Source organism: Dyella sp. 2RAB6 (assembly GCF_052115385.1).
GTDB lineage: Bacteria > Pseudomonadota > Gammaproteobacteria > Xanthomonadales > Rhodanobacteraceae > Dyella_D.
In genome coordinates, this window is the sequence record NZ_JBFRGP010000001.1 from 121,695 (window position 1) to 141,540 (window position 19,846).

Genomic DNA, 19,846 nt, shown 5'->3' on the forward strand with positions numbered 1-19,846 from the left:
CGCAACGTCCAAGCGCATCGCATCGTTGGGGTTAGCCTGCGGCTCACCCCAACCTACGCCGCGGCGTCGGCTTTCTCTCGCTCGCCACGCCCCACGATGTGCGCCAGCGTATTCACGTTATCCACCAGCCGGTCGCTGAGCCGCTCCAGCAGTTCCGCCGCGCGGCGGTCCTCGGCCATCGCCAGCAGGGAAGCCAGGCTGCGCTGCAGCGTGCGCAGGTCGGGCAGGTCGGTGGGGGCCTGATGGTCGCGCAGGGCGGTGGCGATGGTGTGCAGGGCCACGGCGACGTGTTCGACGAAGGCGCCGATCTCGGTGGATTCGGGCAGCGTGTCGTGGTCGTCGATCACCGCTTCCAGCGTCATCGCGGTACGCGCCAGGCGGTTGCCGTTGGCGAACAGCGTGCTGGCCAGGTCCATCAGATGCGCGGGCGTGGCCGGCTCGGCGCGCATGCGGTCGAGCGAGGCCTGCGCGTTGCTGCGCGCGGTGCGTGCGGCGGTGCGCGCTTCGCGCTGCGCGTCGCGGCGGCCGGAGCGGGCCAGGCAGCGCAGGTAGCCGGCGTAGGCGTCCAGCATGTCGGCCAGGGCGGCGCGGGCGCGGCCGCGTTCCCAGGTCGGCCACAGCAGGTAGGCGAGCAGAGCCATGCCGCAGCCGAGCGCGGTGTTGAGCACGCGGTCGGCCACCGCGGCGCTGGAGTTGACGCCTTCGAACGACAGCAGGATCACCACCGTGCCGGTCAGCGCCGCCACCGCCACGCCGTAATGCGCATTGGCCAGATAACGGAAGGCCATGCACAGCACCGCCATCACCGCCAGATGCGCCCACGGATCGTGCGGCGTGAAGTGCAGCACCGCGGTGGTCAGCACCAGGCCGAGCACGGTGCCGACCACGCGCAGCAAGCCGAAATTGAAGGTGGCGCCGAAATCCGGACGCAGCACGATGGCTGCGGTCATCGGCAACCAGTAGCCATGCGGCAGCGCCAGCTTGCGCGCGACCAGCAAGGCCACGCTCAGGCACACCGCGCTGCGCACCGCATGGCGGAACGCCACCGAATGCGGCGTGAGGTTGGCGCGCAGGATCGACCAGGTGGAATCCGAACGCAGCGCCGCCGGCAGCGGCGTTTCCGCGGCCGAGGCGCGCAGTTCGCCGCGGCTGCCGGCCCAATTGGCATTGCGCACCGCGGCGGCGAGCTGGCCCGACAAGGCATGGATATGCGCGGCCAGGCCATCGCCGGAACCGCCGCGGCCGAGCAGGGCGTTCTCGCTCGCCTGCAAGGTCTGCAGCGCGCGCTCGGCCTGCCGCGGCGGCTCGGCCGCGGCCAGCGCATCGGCGATCGCAGCGAGCACGCGCGCGGCGTCGCCGCGGAACATCGCATGCACGCCGGGGTTGGCGCGCAGCTCGGCCATCGCGGTCAGTTCCAGGCGGATGCGCTCGGCGATCTCCAGCAGCACGCGGAACGCTTCCATCGCACGCCCGTTGGCGTGGTGGCGGCCGAGCAGGGTGTGCTGCAGGGTGGTCATCGCGTCGGTGAGCGCGGGCACGTCGGCATCGTCGTGCGCCTGCTGTCTGGCCAGGCTGGACAGGCCGCGGTACACCGCCGCCAGCGCGTGCCGCTCGGGGCGATAACGTTGCAGCGGCCACGCCGCCACCGAGAACATGGCCAGCAGCAGGCCACCGGCGAAGATCAGCCCCGCGCCGCTCAAGGCACCCACCAGCGTGGTGGGCGAGGCGGCGGTGACCACCAGCAGGATCATGCTGGTCATGCCTACGCGTGCGATATCGGTGCCGAACACCACCAGCAGCCCGCCGAAGAAACCGAATGCCGCGGTAGCCACCAGCATCGGCGCGAGCTGGTCGCCGAGCAGGAAGCCCAGCACCGAAGCCAGGCCCGCAGCCAGCGAAGCGAGGAACAGCTGCCACATGCGCTGGCGGTAGGGGCCGGGCTGGTCGGAGAACATCGTGTCCAGGGCGCCCGCGGCGACCCCCAGACCGATCTCGGCGTGTCCGGTGGCGAGGCCCAGCCCCAGCGGCAGGATCACCGCCGCGGTATTGCGCAGCACGACACGCGGCGGCACGTCGGGGCGCTTGGCGGTCAGCAGGCTCTCGATGACAGTGGCACGTAGCGAATAGCCGCCGGCGGGCATGGGTTCTCGTTCGCTCCTAAACGAATACGGGATTCTGCCTGACGCGGCCTGAAGACGGGGGGCGCGGCGCGCGTAAATGGATAAATGGGTAAATGGGTAAATGCCGAGGGCTTTATTTCCTGGCGAAAGAGCCTAGTTCGAAGGAGGGGCACGGGCGGGGCCGTTCAGGCGCTCAAATCGCTTACAGTCAAATCACTTACAGTAGGTCGCCGTGGCGTCCCGGGATGGATGCCTGGCTTATGCAATCTGGAAGGCCATTATGAAAACTGATCCATCCAATCTGATCGAGGTGTCGCTGTCGCTGTTTAGGAGCAAGGGATACCGGCGTACCTCGATGGCCGATATCGGCCGGGCGACCGGGTTGCTCAAGGGCAGCATCTATCACCACTTTCCGAATAAGGAGCGCTTGCTGATCGAGGTGGTGCAGCATGTCATCGGACTGTTCGAAAACGGTGTGTTCGAGGAGGCGCGGCGGACCGACCTGAGCGAGAAACAGCGGCTGGACGGCATGGTCGACGCGGTCGAGAGTTATTACATCCAGCACCGCGTCTGCGCTCTGGTTCACTTATGGCCGGACGCGCTGCAGGAAAGCGAGGAGGCGCGCGGCATGATCCAGCGCTTTTTCCGCGATTGGCGCGACCTGCTGGCCGGCCTGCTGCAGCCCCGCCACGGCGAAGCCCAGGCCCGCAGCCTGGCCACGGACGCCCTGGCGCGGATCGAGGGGGCGGTGATCTGGCTGCAGATCGCCGGAGAAGAGGAAGCCCTGCGGGAATGCAGTAAACAGGTGCGTAACCTGTTGTAGCTCCGAAAAAAGCGCTTTACACGGGGGCGTGCCGTCTGGTAGAAAACCAAACGTTTGGTTTTGGCTGTTCGTGCAGGCAAACCCAGGGGGAACAACCATGCCTTCGTTGATGGCTGATCTGGATCAACCTCGCAGGAAGGCGATCGCCGCCATGCGGGCGAGCGTCGCTCCTGCCGTATGGCAACGGAATGCCGGTTTCGTCGAAAACCTCAGGCAATTGATCTCCACGCATCCGGTGGCGCGCCATCGCGCCATCGGCGTGCTCAACAGCGGCACGCTCGATCTCGAAGCGATGCGCACGATCCATCTGGAATATCGCCACGCGATCGTGCAGATCTTCACCGACGCGCTGCTCGCCGCGCAGCTGCAGACCCGCCAGCTGGAACCGCGCCTGCCGCCAGGTTCCAAGCTCGCGCCGCGCTTCCTGATCACGCTCAACGATCTGGACGAATTCGGCTTCCGCCCCGGCCTCGACGCCGAGGGCTATTACCGCGGCAATCCGGCCTACGCGCATTACCCGCTGTTCGAGCGCGTGCTGGACGACTACGGCATTTCCATGCAGCAGCGGCAGTCGTATCCGGCCAGCCGCATCTCGCGCAAGGTGCGCGAATTCCTGGAACACAGCTACGGCGATTATCTCGACGTGGTGGTGCTGCTCGCCGCCGCGGAAGAGGAAGTGATCCTGTACAGCCCGCCGCTGCGCGAGGCCACCCGCGCGCTGGGTTTCGACGTCGACGACGGCTACTACTTCGTGCACGGCGTGAGCGAGGACGTCAGCGCCGAAGCAGCTGACGACGATCACGAGAATGATCTGTGGCTTGCGCTGACGCAGGCGCTCACGCCGGAACACTATCCGCGCGTGCAGTCGCTGTGCCTGCGCTATTGCGATTTGTGGGACCAGTTCTGGACCGCGCAGCTCGCGCTGATGCGCCCGGCAGCCTCCCTGGCAGGTACCCAGGGGCTGGCTGAAGCGGTTTGACGGAACGGTCTTGACGGGGGTTGGGAAGGAGGAGAGCCCAGGGAGCCGGGTTCTCCTGCGGCGAATGGAAGCGCCGGGCACAGGGTGTGCCACAGCTGATCAGCGCGCCGGGCGGGGTCAGCAGGGGGCGGGTCCGGCGCATGAGGCGCTGGACCCGTAAACCTTGCGGCGAGGTGGAATTTAAGCCCCTCTCCCACCGGGAGAGGGGTTGGGGGTGAGGGTTCGGGCGGTGTAAGCGGCCACATGATTTGCGCAGCCGGGACGCTTGGTTTGCGAACGTAACACCGGGCAGCTTAAACGCCCTTTGAAGCCCGCCCAAAGGGGGTATGAAGCCGGCCCGCAGCCGCCGCGAAGTCCCTATTTGGCGGGCGCGGGCGCCCACCCGGCAACGGTACCTGCTGAAGGCTGGCCATGTGGGTCGCGTCCCGCGGCTCAGCCGGGAGGTTGACGCCCAGCCGGTCCGCCAGCCGCCGGACCGGCTCGCTCCAGGTCGAGCTGTGGAAGCTCAGATGGTGGAGCGCGACACAGGCCCGTAGACCGTCGATCGGCCCATCCGCCTCGACCATCCCAAGCAGATGCGCCTGTACCAGGGCGATGGCCGGGATGAGGTTGGCAATCTCCGTACGGGGTGCGCAGGCATCGAGCCAGGGCGATGGCGGGTCCAGCTCCTCGACTCGCCAATGGGGGTCGGTCAGAGACCAGGTCTTGGGACCCGTCTGCCGGCGCCAATGCCATTGGTCGATCAGGCGCATGTGAAGCCTGGCCAGCGAGCTGCTGGCGGCGATCAGGAGGGTGCGGGCTTCGTCCATGCCCACGAGCCTAGTCCCAACCCGTCTCAGCGCCCGCGATGAGGGGCGGTGGCTCCCCAAGGCCGTCCGCATAGACGATCATGTAAGCCAATCGGGGCGCGGTTCGTACCGCCGCAGGTGCCCGCGAATTGTCAGGGGGAGCCTATGAACAAGCCTGTCGAACCATCCGTCAAACGTGACGCATTCAATTGTCCAACCTGTGACGCCTATGCGGCCCAGGACTGGCACCTTGTGGCCACCGATGGCCGCAATCAGCTCATAGAAATCGCATCGCCAGAGACCGTCGATAGAATCCGACGCAACGCAGCAGTCTCCGCCAATCTAAAGCCGGCGCTAATGGCATTTCAGGAACAGCTGATGCGGGGCAGGCCCGTCTTGAAGCGGGAGCCGGACTTCCCCGTGATGATGGAGCTTCACAACGTATTCGTCAGTCGATGCCATCGATGCGACCAAATAGCCATTTGGGTCTACGACAAGCTTATCTATCCTTCCAAGCAGGCAGCGGTAGTCCCCAACGCGGACCTCGATCCTGAAATCCAGGATGACTTCAATGAGGCTCGGCAGATCGTACATCTATCGCCCAGGGGGGCGGCGGCGCTGCTGCGACTAGCGCTTCAAAAGCTATGCGCTCAATTGGGTGAGCCGAACAAGAAAATCGACACAGCTATTGCCAACTTGGTCGCAAGGGGCCTCGACCCGACCCTGCAGAAGGCGCTGGATTCGGTCCGTGTCATTGGTAACGAAGCGGTGCACCCCGGCGAGCTGGATCTCCGCGACGATAAGGAGACTGCGCTACTCCTATTCGACCTTCTGAACCTGATCGCAGAGCAGATGCTCACACGTCCGAAAGCTGTCCAGGGTCTGTATGACCGAATCCCGCAAGCCAAGCGCGATGGCATCGATGCACGTGACGCCGCGGCTTTAAAGGCAGCAACGGAAAGCAAAGGAAGCTAGCCATTTCTGTGGCCACGAGGGCCAGGGGAACTATGAAACGCACCGACTTAGTCAAAGCGCACAACGACGCGCACACCCAATTCACGTATTTCATGCTCGGCGCCGCGGGCGCGTCCATCGGCTACGCACTTACCAAACTGGATGGCCAACAGTCCTCTTACTGGCTGATTCCCGGAGGGGTTGCGCTTCTGCTCTGGATGATCAGCTTCTTCTCCGGGTGCATGATGATCACCTGGGGGTTGAAAGCAATGAAGGATGACTGGTTCCTCGCCAGCCTCTACGAGAAGTTTGAAAAACAAGCGCCGGGCTACATTCCACTCGAACTGGAGGCGTTGCAAGCAAAGGTAACGAGCGAAGCCAAGCGCAAAACGGGGATCGCGGGTATTTTCAAGAAGATCCAGGTCTGGACCCTTTATGGAGGCGTCTTTGCCTTTATCGTGTGGCGAGCAGTCGAGATGTTCCGGCCACACGCTGATTCACGTCCTTGGTGTTTCGTGCCAGGCTTCTCGATCTAGAACAGCCCTGCCGGCTCGGCCTGGATGTCCCAGGAAAAGATCAGCACTTCGCCTACATCTTTTGTTCTGGCGCCACCGCCGACCGTATAGGTGTGCTCGGCTCGTTCAATGTGGAACTGAGCGAACAACTGCCGGATAGCCGGGTGGTCGTTTAGGGTCAGGATCGCCCGGCCCTTCAAATTGGCCAGCGTCGCCGCCAGCGCTTGGTACTGCTCCCACCCGAAGTCCACCCCGTAGCCCTCGGTCTCCCAATACGGAGGGTCCATGAAGAACAGGGTGTGCGGCCGATCGTACTTCGCTACGCATTCCTGCCAGGGCAGATGCTCAATGTAGGCGGTGGCCAGGCGCAGGTGCGCGGCGGATAGCGTCTCCTCAATGCGCAGCAGGTTCAGGCCGGGCGGCTGCGTGGTGGCCGTCCCGTAGCTCTGCCCTTCGATCTTCCCGCCGAACGCGGACTGCTGCAGGTAGTAGAAACGCGCCGCGCGCTGGATGTCGGTCAGCGTCTCCGGCCTGGTCATCTTCTGCCACTCGAACACCTTGCGGCTCGACAGCGCCCATTTGAACTGGCGAACGAACTCCTCAAGGTGGTTCTGCACCACGCGATAGAGGTTGATCAGCTCGCCATTGACGTCGTTGAGCACCTCGACGTCGGTGGGCGCCTTCATGAAGAAAAGAGCCGCGCCGCCGGCAAAGGGCTCGACGTAGCAGGTGTGCTGGTTGTCAAAGAACTTGAAGATCCGATCAGCCAGGCGGCGCTTGCCACCGAGCCAGGGAATGATGGGCATGGCCATCGGTGCTGTCTCCACATCTGAGAACGAAGGTGTTTAGGCTTCACCCCGCGACGCGTCGCTAGGGGTCTTGCCGATCCACGTCCTGTTCCGTGGAGAGGGCCGGGCTGCTCCAACAGCCCGGTGCCCTGATTTCTGATCTAACTAGCTATCCGGGAACGGCGTCGACGGGATCGTGCTGCCAGGCAGCGCCACGCCCTGGGTGAAGCGAAGCTCGTCGATGTAGCCGGTGAAGAACAGGCTGTTGCCCACCACATACCTGCCGATGCTGATCGCCGAACTCGGGTTGCTGGAGGACGGCGCGCTCGGGTCGACCTGGCCGATCAGCACGTTGTCCATGTACAGCTGCAGCTTGGTGCCGGCGCCGCGGGCGGGATCGAACGACACCTTGAAGTAGTGCGACGCGTTGACCGAGACCGAGCCGCCGGTGATGCGCGCGCAGTAGGTGCCGCTCGTGCCCTTGGCCCACACGAAGTCGAGCTTGCCGTTGGCCATGACATCGAGGCCGATGCCGATCGTGTCGGTGCCGATGCCGCCGCAGTCGAAGATGCACACGGTGCTTCCCGACGTGGTTGGCCGGAAGAACCCCTCGATCGTCCAGGCCGCCACGCCGTCGGTGAAGGGTTTCCAGGCCGACGCCGCCAGCGTGGAGGCCACGTAGCCACTGCCGCCAAGGCTCAGCGATGTGGCGCCGAACTGCGCCCATGCGCTGCTCAGCTGCGCGCCGCCGCTGGCCGACCAGGTCGACGTGGCCACCTGGTCAGTGATCGTGGTCGAGCCGTTCGTGCCGTTGAAATGGAGCAGCGAGAAGACGTTCGCCCACGGCGGGTTCACTACGTCGAGCGCCGTGATCGTCAGCGGGAAGCTGTAGCGCTGCCAGCTGACGTAGCCGCCCTGGCTCGCCTCCAGCTCCACGCGGTAGGTGCCTTCCGCCGAGGGTACATAGGACGCCGTGGTGCCCGTGATGCCGCTGAGCGTCTGCAGCAGCACGTTGCCGGCATCGTAGATTCGCATCGTATACGTGGTGCCGGCGTCGGGCCCCACGCTGCCCTGCGTGTGGTCGACCAGCTGGTCAGCCTGCAGGACGCGCGCGCGGTGCGACCAGGCCAGCGTGATATGCCCCGTGAGGGCCGGCGTGCCCCAGGGCGAGCCGCCGTTCATGGTGACGTTGCCAGGCGCGTATGGGCGGATCTGCCGGCGATTCATGGTGACGCTGCTGATCGGCGCCAGGCTCGGGTCCAGGTCTCCATCGCCGCTGCGCGTGATCAGCTTGCCGTCTACCGTTTCGCCGGCCACCCATTCGGTCGGGTCGGACACGGTGAAGCCATCCGACACCCACAGGCGGGCGCCGATGCCATGCGCTGCTGGCAGCGTATCGACGCAGCCGCGGGCGAGCGTCATGGTGCCGGCGGCGACGTTGATGGCATCGAGGCGGCACAGCTCCGTGCCGATCGCCACCTCCATGCCCACCTGCGCGCTGTCCAGATCGCGGCCGCTGGTGACGGTGACGACGGTCGGGCCAGGCTCCGCCGACATGGCCGTCGCGAGCAGTGCGGTCGGCGCAAACCAGCCACTGGTGCGCTCCGTGAAATCCGCGGCGCCTGTACGGGTGTGGAGCGCATAGCCGTAGCTCACTGACGTCGGCTTGGCGCCCAGGGCGCCGACGTAGCCGTCATCGGGCTGCACCTGCTGCAGATCGGCGGCGCGCAGGTTCGCCGCCAGGTCGCGGTAGCTCGCCTCGAACAGCATCTGCGCGGGCGCCGCCTTGGGCGTCAGATCGGGCTCGACCCACTGCGACGGCTGGTCGACCACGTAGGTCTGGCTCGGCAGCGCGTACACGTCCTGCGCGCAGGTCAGCGTCAACTTGCCATCGGCCGCCGTGCCGCGATCGATGTCGAGCACGCGGATGGGCATGCCGGCCAGGTTGAGCTTGGCCCAGGAGAAGGCATAGACCTCGCCCTTGCGGATCTCGATCTCCTGCAGGACGCCGTTGACGACGGCCATCGTCGGCGACTGCAGGCTGAGCTTGAGCTTCGCCGGCAATGCGCTGGCGGCGCGCAGGTCGCGCATGGCCAGGCGCGCGGCGATATCGCCGTTCCAAGCGCCCTTGTATTCCACCGATTGGTTGACCACCACGCCGCCCTGGGCCTGGACGTTGGCGGCGTTCTTTACGGTGAGCGTGACATCCTGGTTGGTTTCCGGGTTGCGATAGGTGACCGTCATCTGGTTGACGGTGTCCTTCGTCAGCAGCGGTTGCTCGAAGCTGGTCAACGCGACGATGTTGCTCTCGTCCAGGATGGGCAGCAGCGCCGGGTCGTAGTCGCCGCGCAGCAGCTTCATGTACTGCTTGCCGGTCGACGGATCATCTGCCCACACCGCGCCGGCGTGATCGCACAGCGTGCCGATGAAGTTACCGGTGGCGTCGCTCTTGGTCCAACGCAGGCACACGCCTAGCCCTTCGCCCTTGAGCTGCTGCGCGGCGATGGCCAGGCGATCGAGGTCGAGCGCGTCCGCCGGATCGCGGCCCTGGCCCGTGACCGGATCGGTAACCACGCGATAGGCAATGTGGGCTGGATTCATGCCCTGATCGATCTGGCACAGATCGGCGCGCCATACCGGCGTGCGCCACCCGGCCGTGAACTTGGAGACCTGCACACTCCAGGGCTTCACGTAGTAATTCATCGCCCCGATCCAGCCGACCACCACCAAGGCGAGGCGACCGCGGAAGGCAGGCAGGTGATCGCCGAGCTGGGACTTCAGGTAGGCGTTCTGACCCTGATCGGCACCGCCCATGCAGACGTCGACCGCCACATCGAGGCCGCCTTCCTTTTTCTCGCCACCGAACAGGTTGCGGTTATTGATGCGAAAGCTGGTGTTGCCCGTGATCGAGCCGGACCAGGCCAGCTTGCCGCCGACGACGATCTTGCGCACCTGGTCGACCGGACCGGCCATCAGGCCGATATGCATGCCGAGCTTGTACCAGTAGCCCTGGATAATGGACTTCGAACTCTTACCCATGCGCGGCCTCCTCGCGAGCTGCGGCGACGGCACGCAGCGCGAGCGGGTCGCCGGTCTGTTCCAGCTCCTCGGCAGCGATGCCGCCATCGAGCAACGTCGACCAACTGAAGCCATTGGCCTCGCACCAGGCGCGCGCACCACGCGAGCAGAGCTTGGCGGCGCGTACGTGCCGCATGGTCACGACCAGGTCGCTCACTTGCCGCCACCCTTGTTATAGATCGGTTTCGTATCGAGGTCGCCGTACCAGGGGATCATGATGTCGGTGATCCAGAACGTGCCGCCGCCGTCGGAGATCTCTTTGCCGTCTTCGATCGATGGCACGTCAATGTCCTGCAGGCTGGGCGGCGCCACGGACTTGGGGCGCGCCATACCGGCGTACACCGCCAGCAGCGAGCCCACCAAGATGATGACTATCCACCACATCAGTAAATCGCCTCGTTGCCCATCGGGTTCTTGGTCGGCCACCACGGGAAGCCGCCGTAGTTGAGCCAGTTGCCGAACTTGTTGATGCAGGTATCGATGGTGCCGTCGCAGCCCGGGTAAGTAGCCACCACCGTGCCCACCGGCAGCAGCGCTGGCGTCATCAGCGTCAGCGTGTCGCCCGTGTGCTGGATGACAAAGCGGCGTTCAATCGCGGTGCCTTCGCCCCACTGAACCCACCCACCGTCGAACCAACCATCCGGTTTGGCCGCCCACGCCGACGACTGCACGACGCTGCCGGACACGGCGCTGACGGTGGCGTTGACGCGCATCGTTTCCTGCGCGGCGTTGCACAGGCCCAGGCCGGCGCTGTAGACCATGTGCGGGCAGTTCTTCTGCCAGCATTCCTTCAGCCCGTTGGTTGTCTGGCTTGCGCTCGGCGGGAAATGCCGTAGCACCACCTTGCTGTCCGACCAGGTGACGTTGCCGATCTCGCCGATCCAGCGGCGCACGACGCTGTTGTCGCGCTTGCGCTCGTACACGGTCAGCAGCAGGCGCTCGGTCGGCGTGCGGCCGCGGAACAGGTCCAGGAAGGACAGGTCCACCGGCACGGTCACGTCCAGCGTGTTCTTGTTCGGCTCGTTGCTCTCGCTGATCGAGCCGCGCTTCATGCCCGCGACAGGCGTATAGGTTTGCTGCAGGTAGATCTGCGGGCGATCGTCAGTCGTGTAGCGCCAGTGCTGGGGGCCGCGCTGCCAGTCGTACAGCTCACTCTTTCGTCCGAACCAACCCATTACGGCTCCTCCGCCGGCACGCCCGAGAAGGTCACGCCGCAGCTGGCCAGACCCTCGGAATCGGTGATGTGTTCGATCGCCACGCTGTCGCTGGCCAGCGTGGCCAGCATCATCCAGCTGATCTGCAGGACCTTCGCCGGATCGATCGGGGTGCCGAAGGCGCTATCGATGCTGAGCTGCTCCGTGCCGTCACCGAGGTCAATCGCGGTGGACACGCGGCGGTAGAACACGCGGCCGTCGACCATTTCCAGACGGATATGCCGGCGTCCAGCCTTGCCCGCCAGAAACTGCGACACGCCTGTCCACTCGACGATCAGCACCAGGCTGGTGGCGATGACGCTCACGAGGAGCGTCAGGTCGGTGGTCCATGTCGGCACCCACACTGCCGCGGCGCGGCCCTGCAGGTAATACAGCAGGCTCCGGTGCGCACTGCGCTGGGCGCGGCCGTAGAGCTGCCAGTTGTAGGTCTGCGTCGGCCATGCCTTGTCGGTCGGATCGGTGACATAGGCGAAGCCCACGTCGCTGTCGAGGGTGACGAGCTGGCGGGCATAGGTAGCCGTCGGGTCACTCGGCTCGTTGCCACGCGCTTCCAGCACGGGCAGGCCCAGGTAGGTGACGGCCGGCGCGATCGCTGGCCAGTCGCATGGCTCCACGGCCTCGAAGCGCACGCGGCTGGTCACGGACGCGTCCGTGGTCCTGACAAGGCTGGCGGTCTCGGTGAGGCGCGCCGTCCGGCACGGGTAGATCCGAGCGCCGCGCGGCCACCCCTGGACCGTTGCGTGCTGCAGCTGCAGGGCGTTGGCGGCCACATCCTGTATCTCGACCAGCTCGTAGTGACGCACGTCGGTCCAGAGCATGGCCAGGCCGCCCACGGCGAAGTCCAGGCCGGTGGTAGCCACCGGCACCGACATCGAGCCCGCCGGCAGCGCGCTGGCCAGCAGCGAGATCTCCGCCCATACCGGCAGCGCCCACACGCGGCCGCTCCACTCGAACAGCTGGGCCTCCAGCACGGTCCGCTCGATGCCGGCGGCCAGGAGGCCGAACTCCCACTGCCGCTGCGGCGCGGCGCGGACGATCTGCCGCACTTGGTTGCCGTTGTACGACTGCTGCACGTCGGTCGACCAGGTCAGCGTCTCGGTGATGCTGTCGGTCCAGTTGGGCGGGGTGAGCCAGGCGATCAGGCGGCTGCCGCGGATCGACATGCTGACCGGCGGGTCGCCCGCGAAGATCCACGACAGCGTTGCGTCGATATTGGGCGGCCCACTGGTGCTGACCGACACGGTCCACACGCGCTCCTGCAGGGGCGTGAAGGTCAGCGGCGGGGCATCCTGCCCGGTGATGGCGATACCGTCTGCGCCCTGCGCGGTGAGCTGTTGCAGCTGCGCGCTGCGGCTGCGCCAAGCGTTCCAGACGCTTACCTGGCGCACCTGCGTGGTGACCAGGTTGCCGAGATCCAGCAAGGCCGGCGTCACGTGGATGCGGTCGTAGAAATCCTCCACGTAGCTTTGTAGGGCGAAGCCGTCGCGCGCCGTGCCATTGGCCTCGACCGGATAGTGCGTGGCCAGCGTTCCCGCGCCAGAGCGCCAGCCCGGAATCTCCGACACCGCGGGCGGGTACGCCGGCATCGGGAACGTGTTGAGATTCACCGATGCGGTGTTGGGCGGCGCGACGAAGTCGTCCACGCCCAGACGGATACCGGCCAGCACGGTCACGAGGTGTACTCCATCGCGATCGCGTAAGTGCCGCTGTGGTCCGCATCGGCGCCTTCACGTTGACTCTGGGCTGCGTTCTTGCAGCGGGCGGAGATCACCTTCCACTGCTGGCCACCCAGGGCGATTACCGCGTTGTCGTCGTAGTTGTCGTTGCGGATGACGCGCATGTGGGGCACTTCCGCGACCCAGCTCTTGAGCTGGCTCGGTCGAATCGCTTGGACGCGCACGCGGATCAGAATCGACTGGCCATTCCAGGCGTTCGGCTGGCGCTGCGCGGTACCGAGCGAAGGGCCAGTGCGCGACGTGACCGTGTTCGAGCTGCCATCGGGCGTCCAGCCCACTGCGCCGCCGCTATAGGTAAAGCTCGCCGGCTCGTTCATGTACAGCCAGGCATTGCGGTAGTTGACGTCGTTCTGGCCACCCTGGCTGTCTGCAGACCAGAACGGGATGCTCGGATGGTGAGGGACCGAGCCCTGGCCGGAGTTGCCGCCCTGGTTAATGCTGATCTTCGGCGCGTTGCCGATGCCCGCCCGCACCGACGCCCACACGAAGGGCGCGTCGCCGCCCGCGCCCGTCAGGCCCAGGTTGACGGTCAAGCCCCACATCATCCACTGCCAGTAGTTCACGCTGTGGTTGATGGCCACCGCGATCATGACGGGCGCGTCGTAGACGAAGATCTGGTAGCTGACGGGCCACGCTACCGGCGTAGCAGTCGCGCCATACATCTGCGAGTAGTTCGGCGCGGCAGCGACCAGGTTGCCGCTGCCGTCGACGCCCACACCGCCCGTAATGCGCAGGTAGGAAGTGCCGCTCGCCGTGAGCTGCACCGACGAGTTGCCGTTGACGAGCGTGCCCTTCGACGCGTTCCAGGTCCATCCGTTGGCGGTGGCGGCGGCGACGATCGCCGTGAGGAGATCGCTGAAGCTGGTGACGGTGCCTTCGTAGTGATTCATACCAGTGCGATCGCCACGTAGTTGTTGAAGCCCACCCGGTAGATGTTCTGCACCACCAGGTACGTCACGCCGTCGATCACGATGGTGTTTTCCACGACGTTGTTGAAGCCGGTGATGTGGTAGACACCATCGAGCCAGGCCCACACATTCCCGCTGGGCCACACGCTGCTGTCCATCAGCTCCAGCGGCGTGAGGTGATACTTGCCATTGGTGTCTCGGTACTGCTCAGTGTCCGTGTTGAACGGGCCGACGTAGGGAGCAGTCCAGGCGCCGCCCACGGTGCGAAACTGCATGTTGTTGACGTTGCCCTGGAACGGGAACACGCGCGACGTGTCGCTGTAGCGCACCGCCGGCATGCCCTGGAGCGTGCCCGCGGAGACCACCGGGTACGGGAACTGCGAGGGCGGCGCGGTGGGGAACGCTTTCCCCCAATACCCCGACTCGTAGACCGGCGTGCCTACCTTCAGCCCCATCGTGATGCGCTGGCCATTGATCGGGCACCAGTAGTCGATGCGCTGGTTGTGTGCGCACATGCTGGTAATGCTGATGCCTGGCTGCGCCGTCCACAGATTGCCGGCGACATAGTTGGTCGCCGTCATGCCGGCGAGGTTGTAGTAGTCGTTGTTGGCGTCCTGGTAGGTGCGGAAGCCCACGATGATCTGCTCGCCGCCGGACAGCCCCGGGGCGATGCCGATCCATTCCTTGTGATACGTGGCTGAGCCAGGCGCGCCGCTACTATCCGGGCTGATGCCGCTACGCATGGTGGTCCAGCCCTCGGCCTCGGCCCAGGTTTGGATAGCGGCGAGCAGCGCTTCGTGCGCATAGCCGCTGCTGTTGTCGACGAAACCAACGTGAGCCGTCATCCGATCCTCTGCTTGATCTTGACCGCGTTGCGGTCGATGAAATTCATGAACACCTCTTCGCCATCCGGGCCGGCCATCGTGTCCGTGATCAGGCCCGGGTCGACGACGTTGACGGCGCGGAAATAGATCGGGCGAGCCGCCGCCGCGCTGCCGGCGGGCGGCGCAATCGCGGGGGCACGAGGGGATGGCGAGACCGAAAGGCGCGGCGCATCGATCAGCCCGCCCGTAGCGAAGCGCGGATACTGCAGGCTGTTCACGGCATGCATGAAGTCGAGGCCGTAGTAATCGACGGCCGCGGCACGCTGCATGAATTCACCGCGGCTCGCGCGAATGAGCACGCTGTCGCTGGTGGCGGTGCCCGGGCCGTCGATCTCGCCACCCGTCGCATAGCCCGAGGGCGAGAAGCTGGCACCGGACAGTAGACCGACGATCTGCGCGCCCTGTGCGAACGCCGCGGCGATCAGCGGGAGGTTGGCGGGGAAGCCTGCCTCCGATGCCTTGGAGACATTGGTGGCCAGGCTCACCGCCGCCTGAGCGATCGAGAACGCCTTGCTCAGCGCGAACAGGGCGCGGTAGCTCTTCGACTCCTCGCCGAATCGAGCCTTGGCCAGGTCCGCCAGGTTGCCGAACACGCTGCTCGCCGCCGCCAGTTCGGCGGTCTGCCGCGCCACGACGATCTGCTGCAGGGAATCTTCGTGCTGCTTCTGCAGCGCCTGCTCCTGGGCGTTCCATTGCGCCTCGGTCCCGAGCTTCTGGGCGCGGAACTGGTTGAGGATCTGCAGCTGCTGCTGGTACCACAGCTCCAGCTGCTTCTGCGCGTCGAAGGTCTTACCGATCTCGCCGAAGGCGCCGCCCACCTCCGGGGCCAGACCGGAGAACTGAGGCGGCTTGGTGAAGCCAGCCTGCACAGTGCGGCCAAGAGCCTGCTGATACTGACCGGCAGTGATGATGCCGTCCTTAAGATATTTGTTCAGCTCGGCGATGCGGGTGGTGGCGGTCTCCACGGCCACCTCAATCGGCGTGCGGAGGCTTTCGCGCAACCGTTCCCATCCTTGGCGCTCTTCATCCGTGATGCGCTTGATGTCCGCAGCACGGATCGCGGCGGCCAGTTGGATCACCGCTTGGCGCTCAGCGTCGATGCCGGCGACGTTGGCGCTTGGCGCCTTCTTGGCTTCCTCCGCTTGCTTCGTCGCCCGGGCGACGGTTTCGTTGTATTTCGCCCAGGCCGCCGCAGTAGGGTCAAGCTGCCCTTGCAGCTGGTTGAGCATCTGGATCAGTTCTTGTTGCGCGTTGACGGCTTCCTTCGTGTTGAGCTTTGGCGTCGCGACCTTCGGGTCCGCGTAACGCTTCTCGATCTCCGCCTTGATCCTGTCCCATCCAGCGCCTTGCGGAGTATCAGCGGCCGCTCCGTTGAAGTTAACGCCCTCCGGCAGTTTTCCGCCGGCCAGATGTATCTTGTAGAGGTCGGCAGCCGCCTTATTGAGAGCGTCCTGCCGCTGCTTCGCGCGATCGAGGCTCAGAGTCAGTTGATCGATCCGCGTAGCCGCCGCATTGCCCTCTGACTGCACTTGAGCCGCCGTGGCAGCCGAGGCGCGATCACGATCCTCTTGCGCTTGGCGCCGCTCTTCGGCCCTATACAGGCTGGCTGCCTTGGCGTACTGGTCCTGCGCGTACTTCAGCTCCTGCTGAGCGGATGAAGCCGCGAAGTCGTCGACGATGCTAATTCCGGTCGTCGTCTGCTGCTGCGATTTGAGAGCTTCGATCTGGCGCGCCCACTTATTGGCTTCGCGCTGCAACTCCAGAAGGCGCTCATCGCCAGTCGACTGCGCCCCGAGTCCGAGCGCTTGGTCCTTCCAGTACGATCCAGCCTCTTTGATGAAGGTCCAGGTGCGTTCGACATAGCCAAGGTTCGCCTGCACATCTTTGGCACGTCGAGCCATTGTGTCGGCCAGCGCGCTATACGCTGTTGCAACAGCCTGTGTGGCATTTCCCTCCTGCTGCAACTGTGTGATCTGCTGGAGTTGCGTGGTGGATAGGAAGTGGTACTGCTGATCGAGCTGCTGAATCGCCCGCACCGGATCATCGGCAATGCGGAGAAGTTCCTTTACCGCCTGGTCCACGCTCTGGCCTGTCACACGCGAGAAATCCACGGCCGCCTGGCTCGCGGTGACCAGCGTTTCCCCGCTTACTTTGCCGGACGCGCTGAAGGCCTCGATCGCCTCCCTGGCGCTACCGTACTGGCCCGTTGCCTGGCCGATATCGTCTGTGGCCATGCGCAGCTGCGACGCAGAGAGTGCGGCATAGTTGCCGGTGGCAATGAGGGTATTGATCAACTGCTGCTGATCTCGATAACCCTCGATCGCAGCAGCCGATAGCAACCCGACGGCACCAGCCAGAAGCCCAAGACCAACCCTAGTCGGTGTGAGCAATGTCGCTACGCCACGAAGCGCATTGCTAATGCCGCCGAAGCTGTCCCGGATCTGGCCTCCCTGTTGAATGGCGACCAGCCATACCGGCATTCCGGAGGCGAGACTGACGGTCACGTCGGTTATCTGTGCTGGCAGCTGACGCATGGCCTGTGCAGTCTGGCCGGCAGATACACCCATGCGGCCAAGAGCTTGCCGGCTAGTTTCGATCTGTCCGCGGAACCGCGCAAAGCTCTCATCGTCGATCAGACCGAGGCTGCGGAATCGCTGCAGCTCCTGCTCCTGTGCGTCCAGACGCTCCAGGGCTGCTATGGTCGGATCGATCTGGCCAAGAAGCGCGGACAGCTCCGCCGCGTGGTCCTGAGCCGCACCTGCGGCTTGACGTTCGGCGACAGCGGCTTCTGCGGCGGCAACCGACGAGCGCGCCATCTGCGCGTTCTGGCGTTCAACGGATCGCGCAACATCGTCGACCTGTGAGGCGTTCTGACGGGCGCCAATGGCCACCTGATCATATGCCGCTGCGCTGGCTGTTGCCGCAGCAGCTTGCTCGCGGGAGGCTGCGATTACCTCGCGGATTCGTGCGGCCGCTTCGTCCTCGGCCTCAGCGAGGGCGCGAACACCGGTCACCGCCGCGTGGGCGCCCGCTTCGACCTGCTCCGTAGCTTGTGCGGCCTGGACCGAGCTTTGAGACAGCGTAGCCAGGCGGGCGTCCATGCTCTGAAGGACCTGCACCACCTGGGCGGTGGTAGCAAGTAGCGCGTCCATCCGCTGGCTGGAACGCCCTAGCGCGGCATTCGCCGCGTCCGCTGCCTTGCCGGTATCCGAGACGTCCTGGTTTAGGGCCTTGACCTGGCTACGTGCTGTATCCAGGTCCGCCTTGATCCGCAGGGCAACATCGAGGTTGGGGCCGGTCACTGATACACTCCGGTCGACAAGGACCCAGGGGAAACGCACATGGCACTGATTGCATGCCCGGACTGCAGCAAGCAGGTTTCTGATGCCGCGCCGGCCTGCCCGAATTGCGGCAAGCCCATCGCTCCGGTGCAGATCGAACAGACCAGAAAGTCATTCAAGCTGGTCATGGTGATCGGCATCCTCATTGCGTTGGTTGGCTTTTTTTTAGGACCCGTGGCCAAAGGCGCGGTCCCCACTGCGCTACTTCTGTTCGGCAGCCTTCTTTTCGTCGGATCGATCATTGCCGCGTGGTGGAATCACGGCTGATCAGTCTTTCCGTAACGTGCTTATGAACGCCTGCATGTCGCGTATTCCGTCCTTGCTCTTGCTTCCGGCATAGCCGAGATTGATGGCCTCGACGAGGTCGGCTCTGCTGCGATTCCTTTGCGCTACGGTTCGTTCGTAGAAGAGTTGGAGCTGCCGTTCGGTATAGCGTCCGAGTCGATCAGGGGGTCCGAATCCGGCGGCGGTGAGGACAACGTAGACGTCGCCCCATCGAGGGCCTGGCGTCGCGCTCTTTCCGCTACGCGACGAGTGGCCTGTCGGAGAAAAAAAAGGCCGTTCACTCCCCACCAGGTATTCAGCAGTCGATCGCCGTCCAGGTCCTTAAGCTGGCCGATCCATTGCATGTCCGTTTCGCTAGCTTCGTTGCCAGCCACGGCGATGCTCTGTGCCAGAGCGCGATGGACGAGATGGGCGTGCAATCCAATGGCGTCCATAACGTCTTCCGTGAGCACCTCGCTACCGGTCGACAGCATCCGCTCCAGATCGGCCGTGAAGGGCCGCATATAGCCGCGAACGATGAGCCCTTCCAGAAGCCCGTACTCGCGCACCGTCACAGACTGTCCGGCAATCGAGACGGTCATGTCAGGGTGCAGCACAGAAAGATCATCGGCGCCGCTCTTCGGCGGCGCCTTGTTGGGTTCGTCCTTCCGCAACTTCCTGGCCATGCGTTAGGTCTCCGAGGGAAGCTCGATACGACCGAACCCGCCCATGTTCGAGTCCGCCGCGTTGGTGCTGTCGTAGAGCACGGCGCCGGACAGCTGCAGCGTGCCGAGCGAGTCGGTGATCAGGTCGAGCGTGTCCGTCGGATTGAAGCTGCAGCGGAACAGGCGCACGCGCACGCGGCTGTCGTCGACGGTGTTGATGCCGTCGAGCACCAGGTAGCGCTCCGGCGTCGGGCCGGTGAACGCAGGCAAGCGGACCTCCGCCGCGTGCGTGTACGCATTCTTGAACGGCTGCGTGTACGGCGTCGGCGTGCCCACCGACAGCAGGCGCCACAGTCCGCCCGCGAGCGACTCCTCGGCGTAGTCCACGTCCTTCACGAGGGTCTTCGGCGTGGCGGAGCTGTCGGTGATCGTCAGCGCGCTGACATCCTTGTGGTCCAGAGCGATCACGTCACCGACGACCAGGCCGGTGGGAGTGGGCTCGGCCGTCACCGAACCGGACGTGACGTCGACCGGGGTTGCCGACAAGGCAATGCCGAGATTGAGCTTGGAGAAGTAGTTCAGCGTGAGGCTGAACTCGGCCTTGCGTGCCTTGATCAGGCGGACGCTCGTCAGCCGCGAGCCGCTGTAGCTCTCCTGGCGCTCGTCGGTATCCACCGAGAGCTTCACCTGCAGCTGGCTGGCATCACCCACCCACGCAAGCGCCAGCGGCTTGCCATCGGCCCCGCGCTGGGCGAGGTAGATCTTTCCCTGGAAGCTGAAGTCTTTCAT

18 protein-coding genes are annotated in these 19,846 nt (G+C 65.1%); 5 read left to right on the top strand and 13 right to left on the bottom strand.

The features are described from left to right. Positions 1 to 53: 53 nt before the first annotated feature. Positions 54 to 2,141: an FUSC family protein gene (locus tag AB4083_RS00605; RefSeq protein ID WP_441605810.1), complete on the bottom strand. Its 2,088-nt coding sequence runs from the start codon at positions 2,139 to 2,141 to the stop codon at positions 54 to 56. A gap of 259 nt (positions 2,142 to 2,400) precedes the next feature. On the opposite strand from AB4083_RS00605, the gene AB4083_RS00610 reads away from it, so the two are divergent. Both AB4083_RS00610 and AB4083_RS00615 read left to right on the top strand, forming a co-directional pair. Beyond that, entirely contained in the window at positions 2,401 to 2,943 is a 543-nt protein-coding gene (locus tag AB4083_RS00610) for a TetR/AcrR family transcriptional regulator (RefSeq protein ID WP_441605811.1), read from the top strand. 151 nt (positions 2,944 to 3,094) lie between these two features. Next, entirely contained in the window at positions 3,095 to 3,922 is an 828-nt protein-coding gene (locus AB4083_RS00615) for a hypothetical protein (protein ID WP_441605812.1), read from the top strand. A 293-nt stretch (positions 3,923 to 4,215) separates the two neighbouring features. Here AB4083_RS00615 and AB4083_RS00620 read toward each other — a convergent pair whose 3' ends face one another. Beyond that, positions 4,216 to 4,731, bottom strand: a complete 516-nt coding sequence (locus AB4083_RS00620; protein ID WP_441605813.1) for a hypothetical protein — start codon at positions 4,729 to 4,731, stop codon at positions 4,216 to 4,218. A 144-nt stretch (positions 4,732 to 4,875) separates the two neighbouring features. On the opposite strand from AB4083_RS00620, the gene AB4083_RS00625 reads away from it, so the two are divergent. After that, positions 4,876 to 5,685 carry a DUF4145 domain-containing protein gene (locus AB4083_RS00625; RefSeq protein WP_441605814.1) on the top strand — a complete coding sequence of 270 codons (810 nt, stop codon included), beginning with the start codon at positions 4,876 to 4,878 and terminating at the stop codon, positions 5,683 to 5,685. A 32-nt stretch (positions 5,686 to 5,717) separates the two neighbouring features. Next, positions 5,718 to 6,200, top strand: coding sequence for a hypothetical protein (locus tag AB4083_RS00630; protein WP_441605815.1), 483 nt, complete (start codon positions 5,718 to 5,720; stop codon positions 6,198 to 6,200). On the opposite strand, the gene AB4083_RS00635 is transcribed toward AB4083_RS00630, so the two are convergent. The 9 genes from AB4083_RS00635 to AB4083_RS00675 all read right to left on the bottom strand — a co-directional run bounded on the left by AB4083_RS00635 (position 6,197) and on the right by AB4083_RS00675 (position 18,089). Continuing rightward, positions 6,197 to 6,991, bottom strand: a complete 795-nt coding sequence (locus AB4083_RS00635) for a DNA adenine methylase (RefSeq protein ID WP_441605816.1) — start codon at positions 6,989 to 6,991, stop codon at positions 6,197 to 6,199. The genes AB4083_RS00630 and AB4083_RS00635 overlap by 4 nt on opposite strands. A 141-nt stretch (positions 6,992 to 7,132) precedes the next feature. After that, a complete protein-coding gene (locus AB4083_RS00640) occupies positions 7,133 to 10,006 on the bottom strand; it encodes a hypothetical protein (RefSeq protein WP_441605817.1) in 2,874 nt (957 codons plus the stop codon). After that, entirely contained in the window at positions 9,999 to 10,202 is a 204-nt protein-coding gene (locus tag AB4083_RS00645; protein ID WP_441605818.1) for a hypothetical protein, read from the bottom strand. Before AB4083_RS00645 ends, AB4083_RS00640 begins: the two co-directional genes overlap by 8 nt. Further along, positions 10,199 to 10,429 (bottom strand): hypothetical protein, encoded by a 231-nt coding sequence (locus AB4083_RS00650; protein WP_441605819.1) that lies wholly within the window; start codon positions 10,427 to 10,429, stop codon positions 10,199 to 10,201. The genes AB4083_RS00645 and AB4083_RS00650 overlap by 4 nt, the downstream gene beginning before the upstream one ends. Continuing rightward, positions 10,429 to 11,220: a phage BR0599 family protein gene (locus tag AB4083_RS00655; RefSeq protein ID WP_441605820.1), complete on the bottom strand. Its 792-nt coding sequence runs from the start codon at positions 11,218 to 11,220 to the stop codon at positions 10,429 to 10,431. Before AB4083_RS00655 ends, AB4083_RS00650 begins: the two co-directional genes overlap by 1 nt. Then, positions 11,220 to 12,932, bottom strand: a complete 1,713-nt coding sequence (locus tag AB4083_RS00660) for a hypothetical protein (RefSeq protein WP_441605821.1) — start codon at positions 12,930 to 12,932, stop codon at positions 11,220 to 11,222. Before AB4083_RS00660 ends, AB4083_RS00655 begins: the two co-directional genes overlap by 1 nt. Then, positions 12,929 to 13,885, bottom strand: coding sequence for a hypothetical protein (locus AB4083_RS00665; RefSeq protein WP_441605822.1), 957 nt, complete (start codon positions 13,883 to 13,885; stop codon positions 12,929 to 12,931). The genes AB4083_RS00660 and AB4083_RS00665 overlap by 4 nt, the downstream gene beginning before the upstream one ends. Further along, positions 13,882 to 14,748, bottom strand: a complete 867-nt coding sequence (locus AB4083_RS00670; RefSeq protein ID WP_441605823.1) for a hypothetical protein — start codon at positions 14,746 to 14,748, stop codon at positions 13,882 to 13,884. The genes AB4083_RS00665 and AB4083_RS00670 overlap by 4 nt, the downstream gene beginning before the upstream one ends. Then, positions 14,745 to 18,089, bottom strand: coding sequence for a phage tail length tape measure family protein (locus AB4083_RS00675; protein WP_441605824.1), 3,345 nt, complete (start codon positions 18,087 to 18,089; stop codon positions 14,745 to 14,747). The genes AB4083_RS00670 and AB4083_RS00675 overlap by 4 nt, the downstream gene beginning before the upstream one ends. Before the next feature lie 39 nt (positions 18,090 to 18,128). Here AB4083_RS00675 and AB4083_RS00680 point away from each other — a divergent pair, with 39 nt between their 5' ends. Then, positions 18,129 to 18,395 carry a hypothetical protein gene (locus AB4083_RS00680; protein WP_441605825.1) on the top strand — a complete coding sequence of 89 codons (267 nt, stop codon included), beginning with the start codon at positions 18,129 to 18,131 and terminating at the stop codon, positions 18,393 to 18,395. Between the two features lie 122 nt (positions 18,396 to 18,517). Here the strand turns inward: AB4083_RS00680 and AB4083_RS00685 are convergent, their stop codons facing one another. Together AB4083_RS00685 and AB4083_RS00690 are read right to left on the bottom strand one after the other, a co-directional pair. Continuing rightward, positions 18,518 to 19,078, bottom strand: coding sequence for a DUF6631 family protein (locus tag AB4083_RS00685; RefSeq protein ID WP_441605826.1), 561 nt, complete (start codon positions 19,076 to 19,078; stop codon positions 18,518 to 18,520). A gap of 3 nt (positions 19,079 to 19,081) precedes the next feature. Next, positions 19,082 to 19,846, bottom strand: a complete 765-nt coding sequence (locus AB4083_RS00690; RefSeq protein WP_441605827.1) for a hypothetical protein — start codon at positions 19,844 to 19,846, stop codon at positions 19,082 to 19,084.

Excerpts from the sequence above, each read along its gene's own strand:
- AB4083_RS00670 (WP_441605823.1), bottom strand. The coding sequence starts at position 14,748 with ATGACGGCTCACGTTGGTTTCGTCGACAACAGCAGCGGCTATGCGCAC.
- AB4083_RS00685 (WP_441605826.1), bottom strand. The coding sequence starts at position 19,078 with ATGGCCAGGAAGTTGCGGAAGGACGAACCCAACAAGGCGCCGCCGAAG.
- AB4083_RS00650 (WP_441605819.1), bottom strand. The coding sequence starts at position 10,429 with ATGTGGTGGATAGTCATCATCTTGGTGGGCTCGCTGCTGGCGGTGTAC.
- AB4083_RS00640 (WP_441605817.1), bottom strand. The coding sequence starts at position 10,006 with ATGGGTAAGAGTTCGAAGTCCATTATCCAGGGCTACTGGTACAAGCTC.
- AB4083_RS00655 (WP_441605820.1), bottom strand. The coding sequence starts at position 11,220 with ATGGGTTGGTTCGGACGAAAGAGTGAGCTGTACGACTGGCAGCGCGGC.
- AB4083_RS00665 (WP_441605822.1), bottom strand. The coding sequence starts at position 13,885 with ATGAATCACTACGAAGGCACCGTCACCAGCTTCAGCGATCTCCTCACG.
- AB4083_RS00605 (WP_441605810.1), bottom strand. The coding sequence starts at position 2,141 with ATGCCCGCCGGCGGCTATTCGCTACGTGCCACTGTCATCGAGAGCCTG.
- AB4083_RS00635 (WP_441605816.1), bottom strand. The coding sequence starts at position 6,991 with ATGGCCATGCCCATCATTCCCTGGCTCGGTGGCAAGCGCCGCCTGGCT.
- AB4083_RS00610 (WP_441605811.1), top strand. The coding sequence starts at position 2,401 with ATGAAAACTGATCCATCCAATCTGATCGAGGTGTCGCTGTCGCTGTTT.
- AB4083_RS00680 (WP_441605825.1), top strand. The coding sequence starts at position 18,129 with ATGGCACTGATTGCATGCCCGGACTGCAGCAAGCAGGTTTCTGATGCC.
- AB4083_RS00690 (WP_441605827.1), bottom strand. The coding sequence starts at position 19,846 with ATGAAAGACTTCAGCTTCCAGGGAAAGATCTACCTCGCCCAGCGCGGG.
- AB4083_RS00630 (WP_441605815.1), top strand. The coding sequence starts at position 5,718 with ATGAAACGCACCGACTTAGTCAAAGCGCACAACGACGCGCACACCCAA.
- AB4083_RS00615 (WP_441605812.1), top strand. The coding sequence starts at position 3,095 with ATGCGGGCGAGCGTCGCTCCTGCCGTATGGCAACGGAATGCCGGTTTC.
- AB4083_RS00625 (WP_441605814.1), top strand. The coding sequence starts at position 4,876 with ATGAACAAGCCTGTCGAACCATCCGTCAAACGTGACGCATTCAATTGT.
- AB4083_RS00620 (WP_441605813.1), bottom strand. The coding sequence starts at position 4,731 with ATGGACGAAGCCCGCACCCTCCTGATCGCCGCCAGCAGCTCGCTGGCC.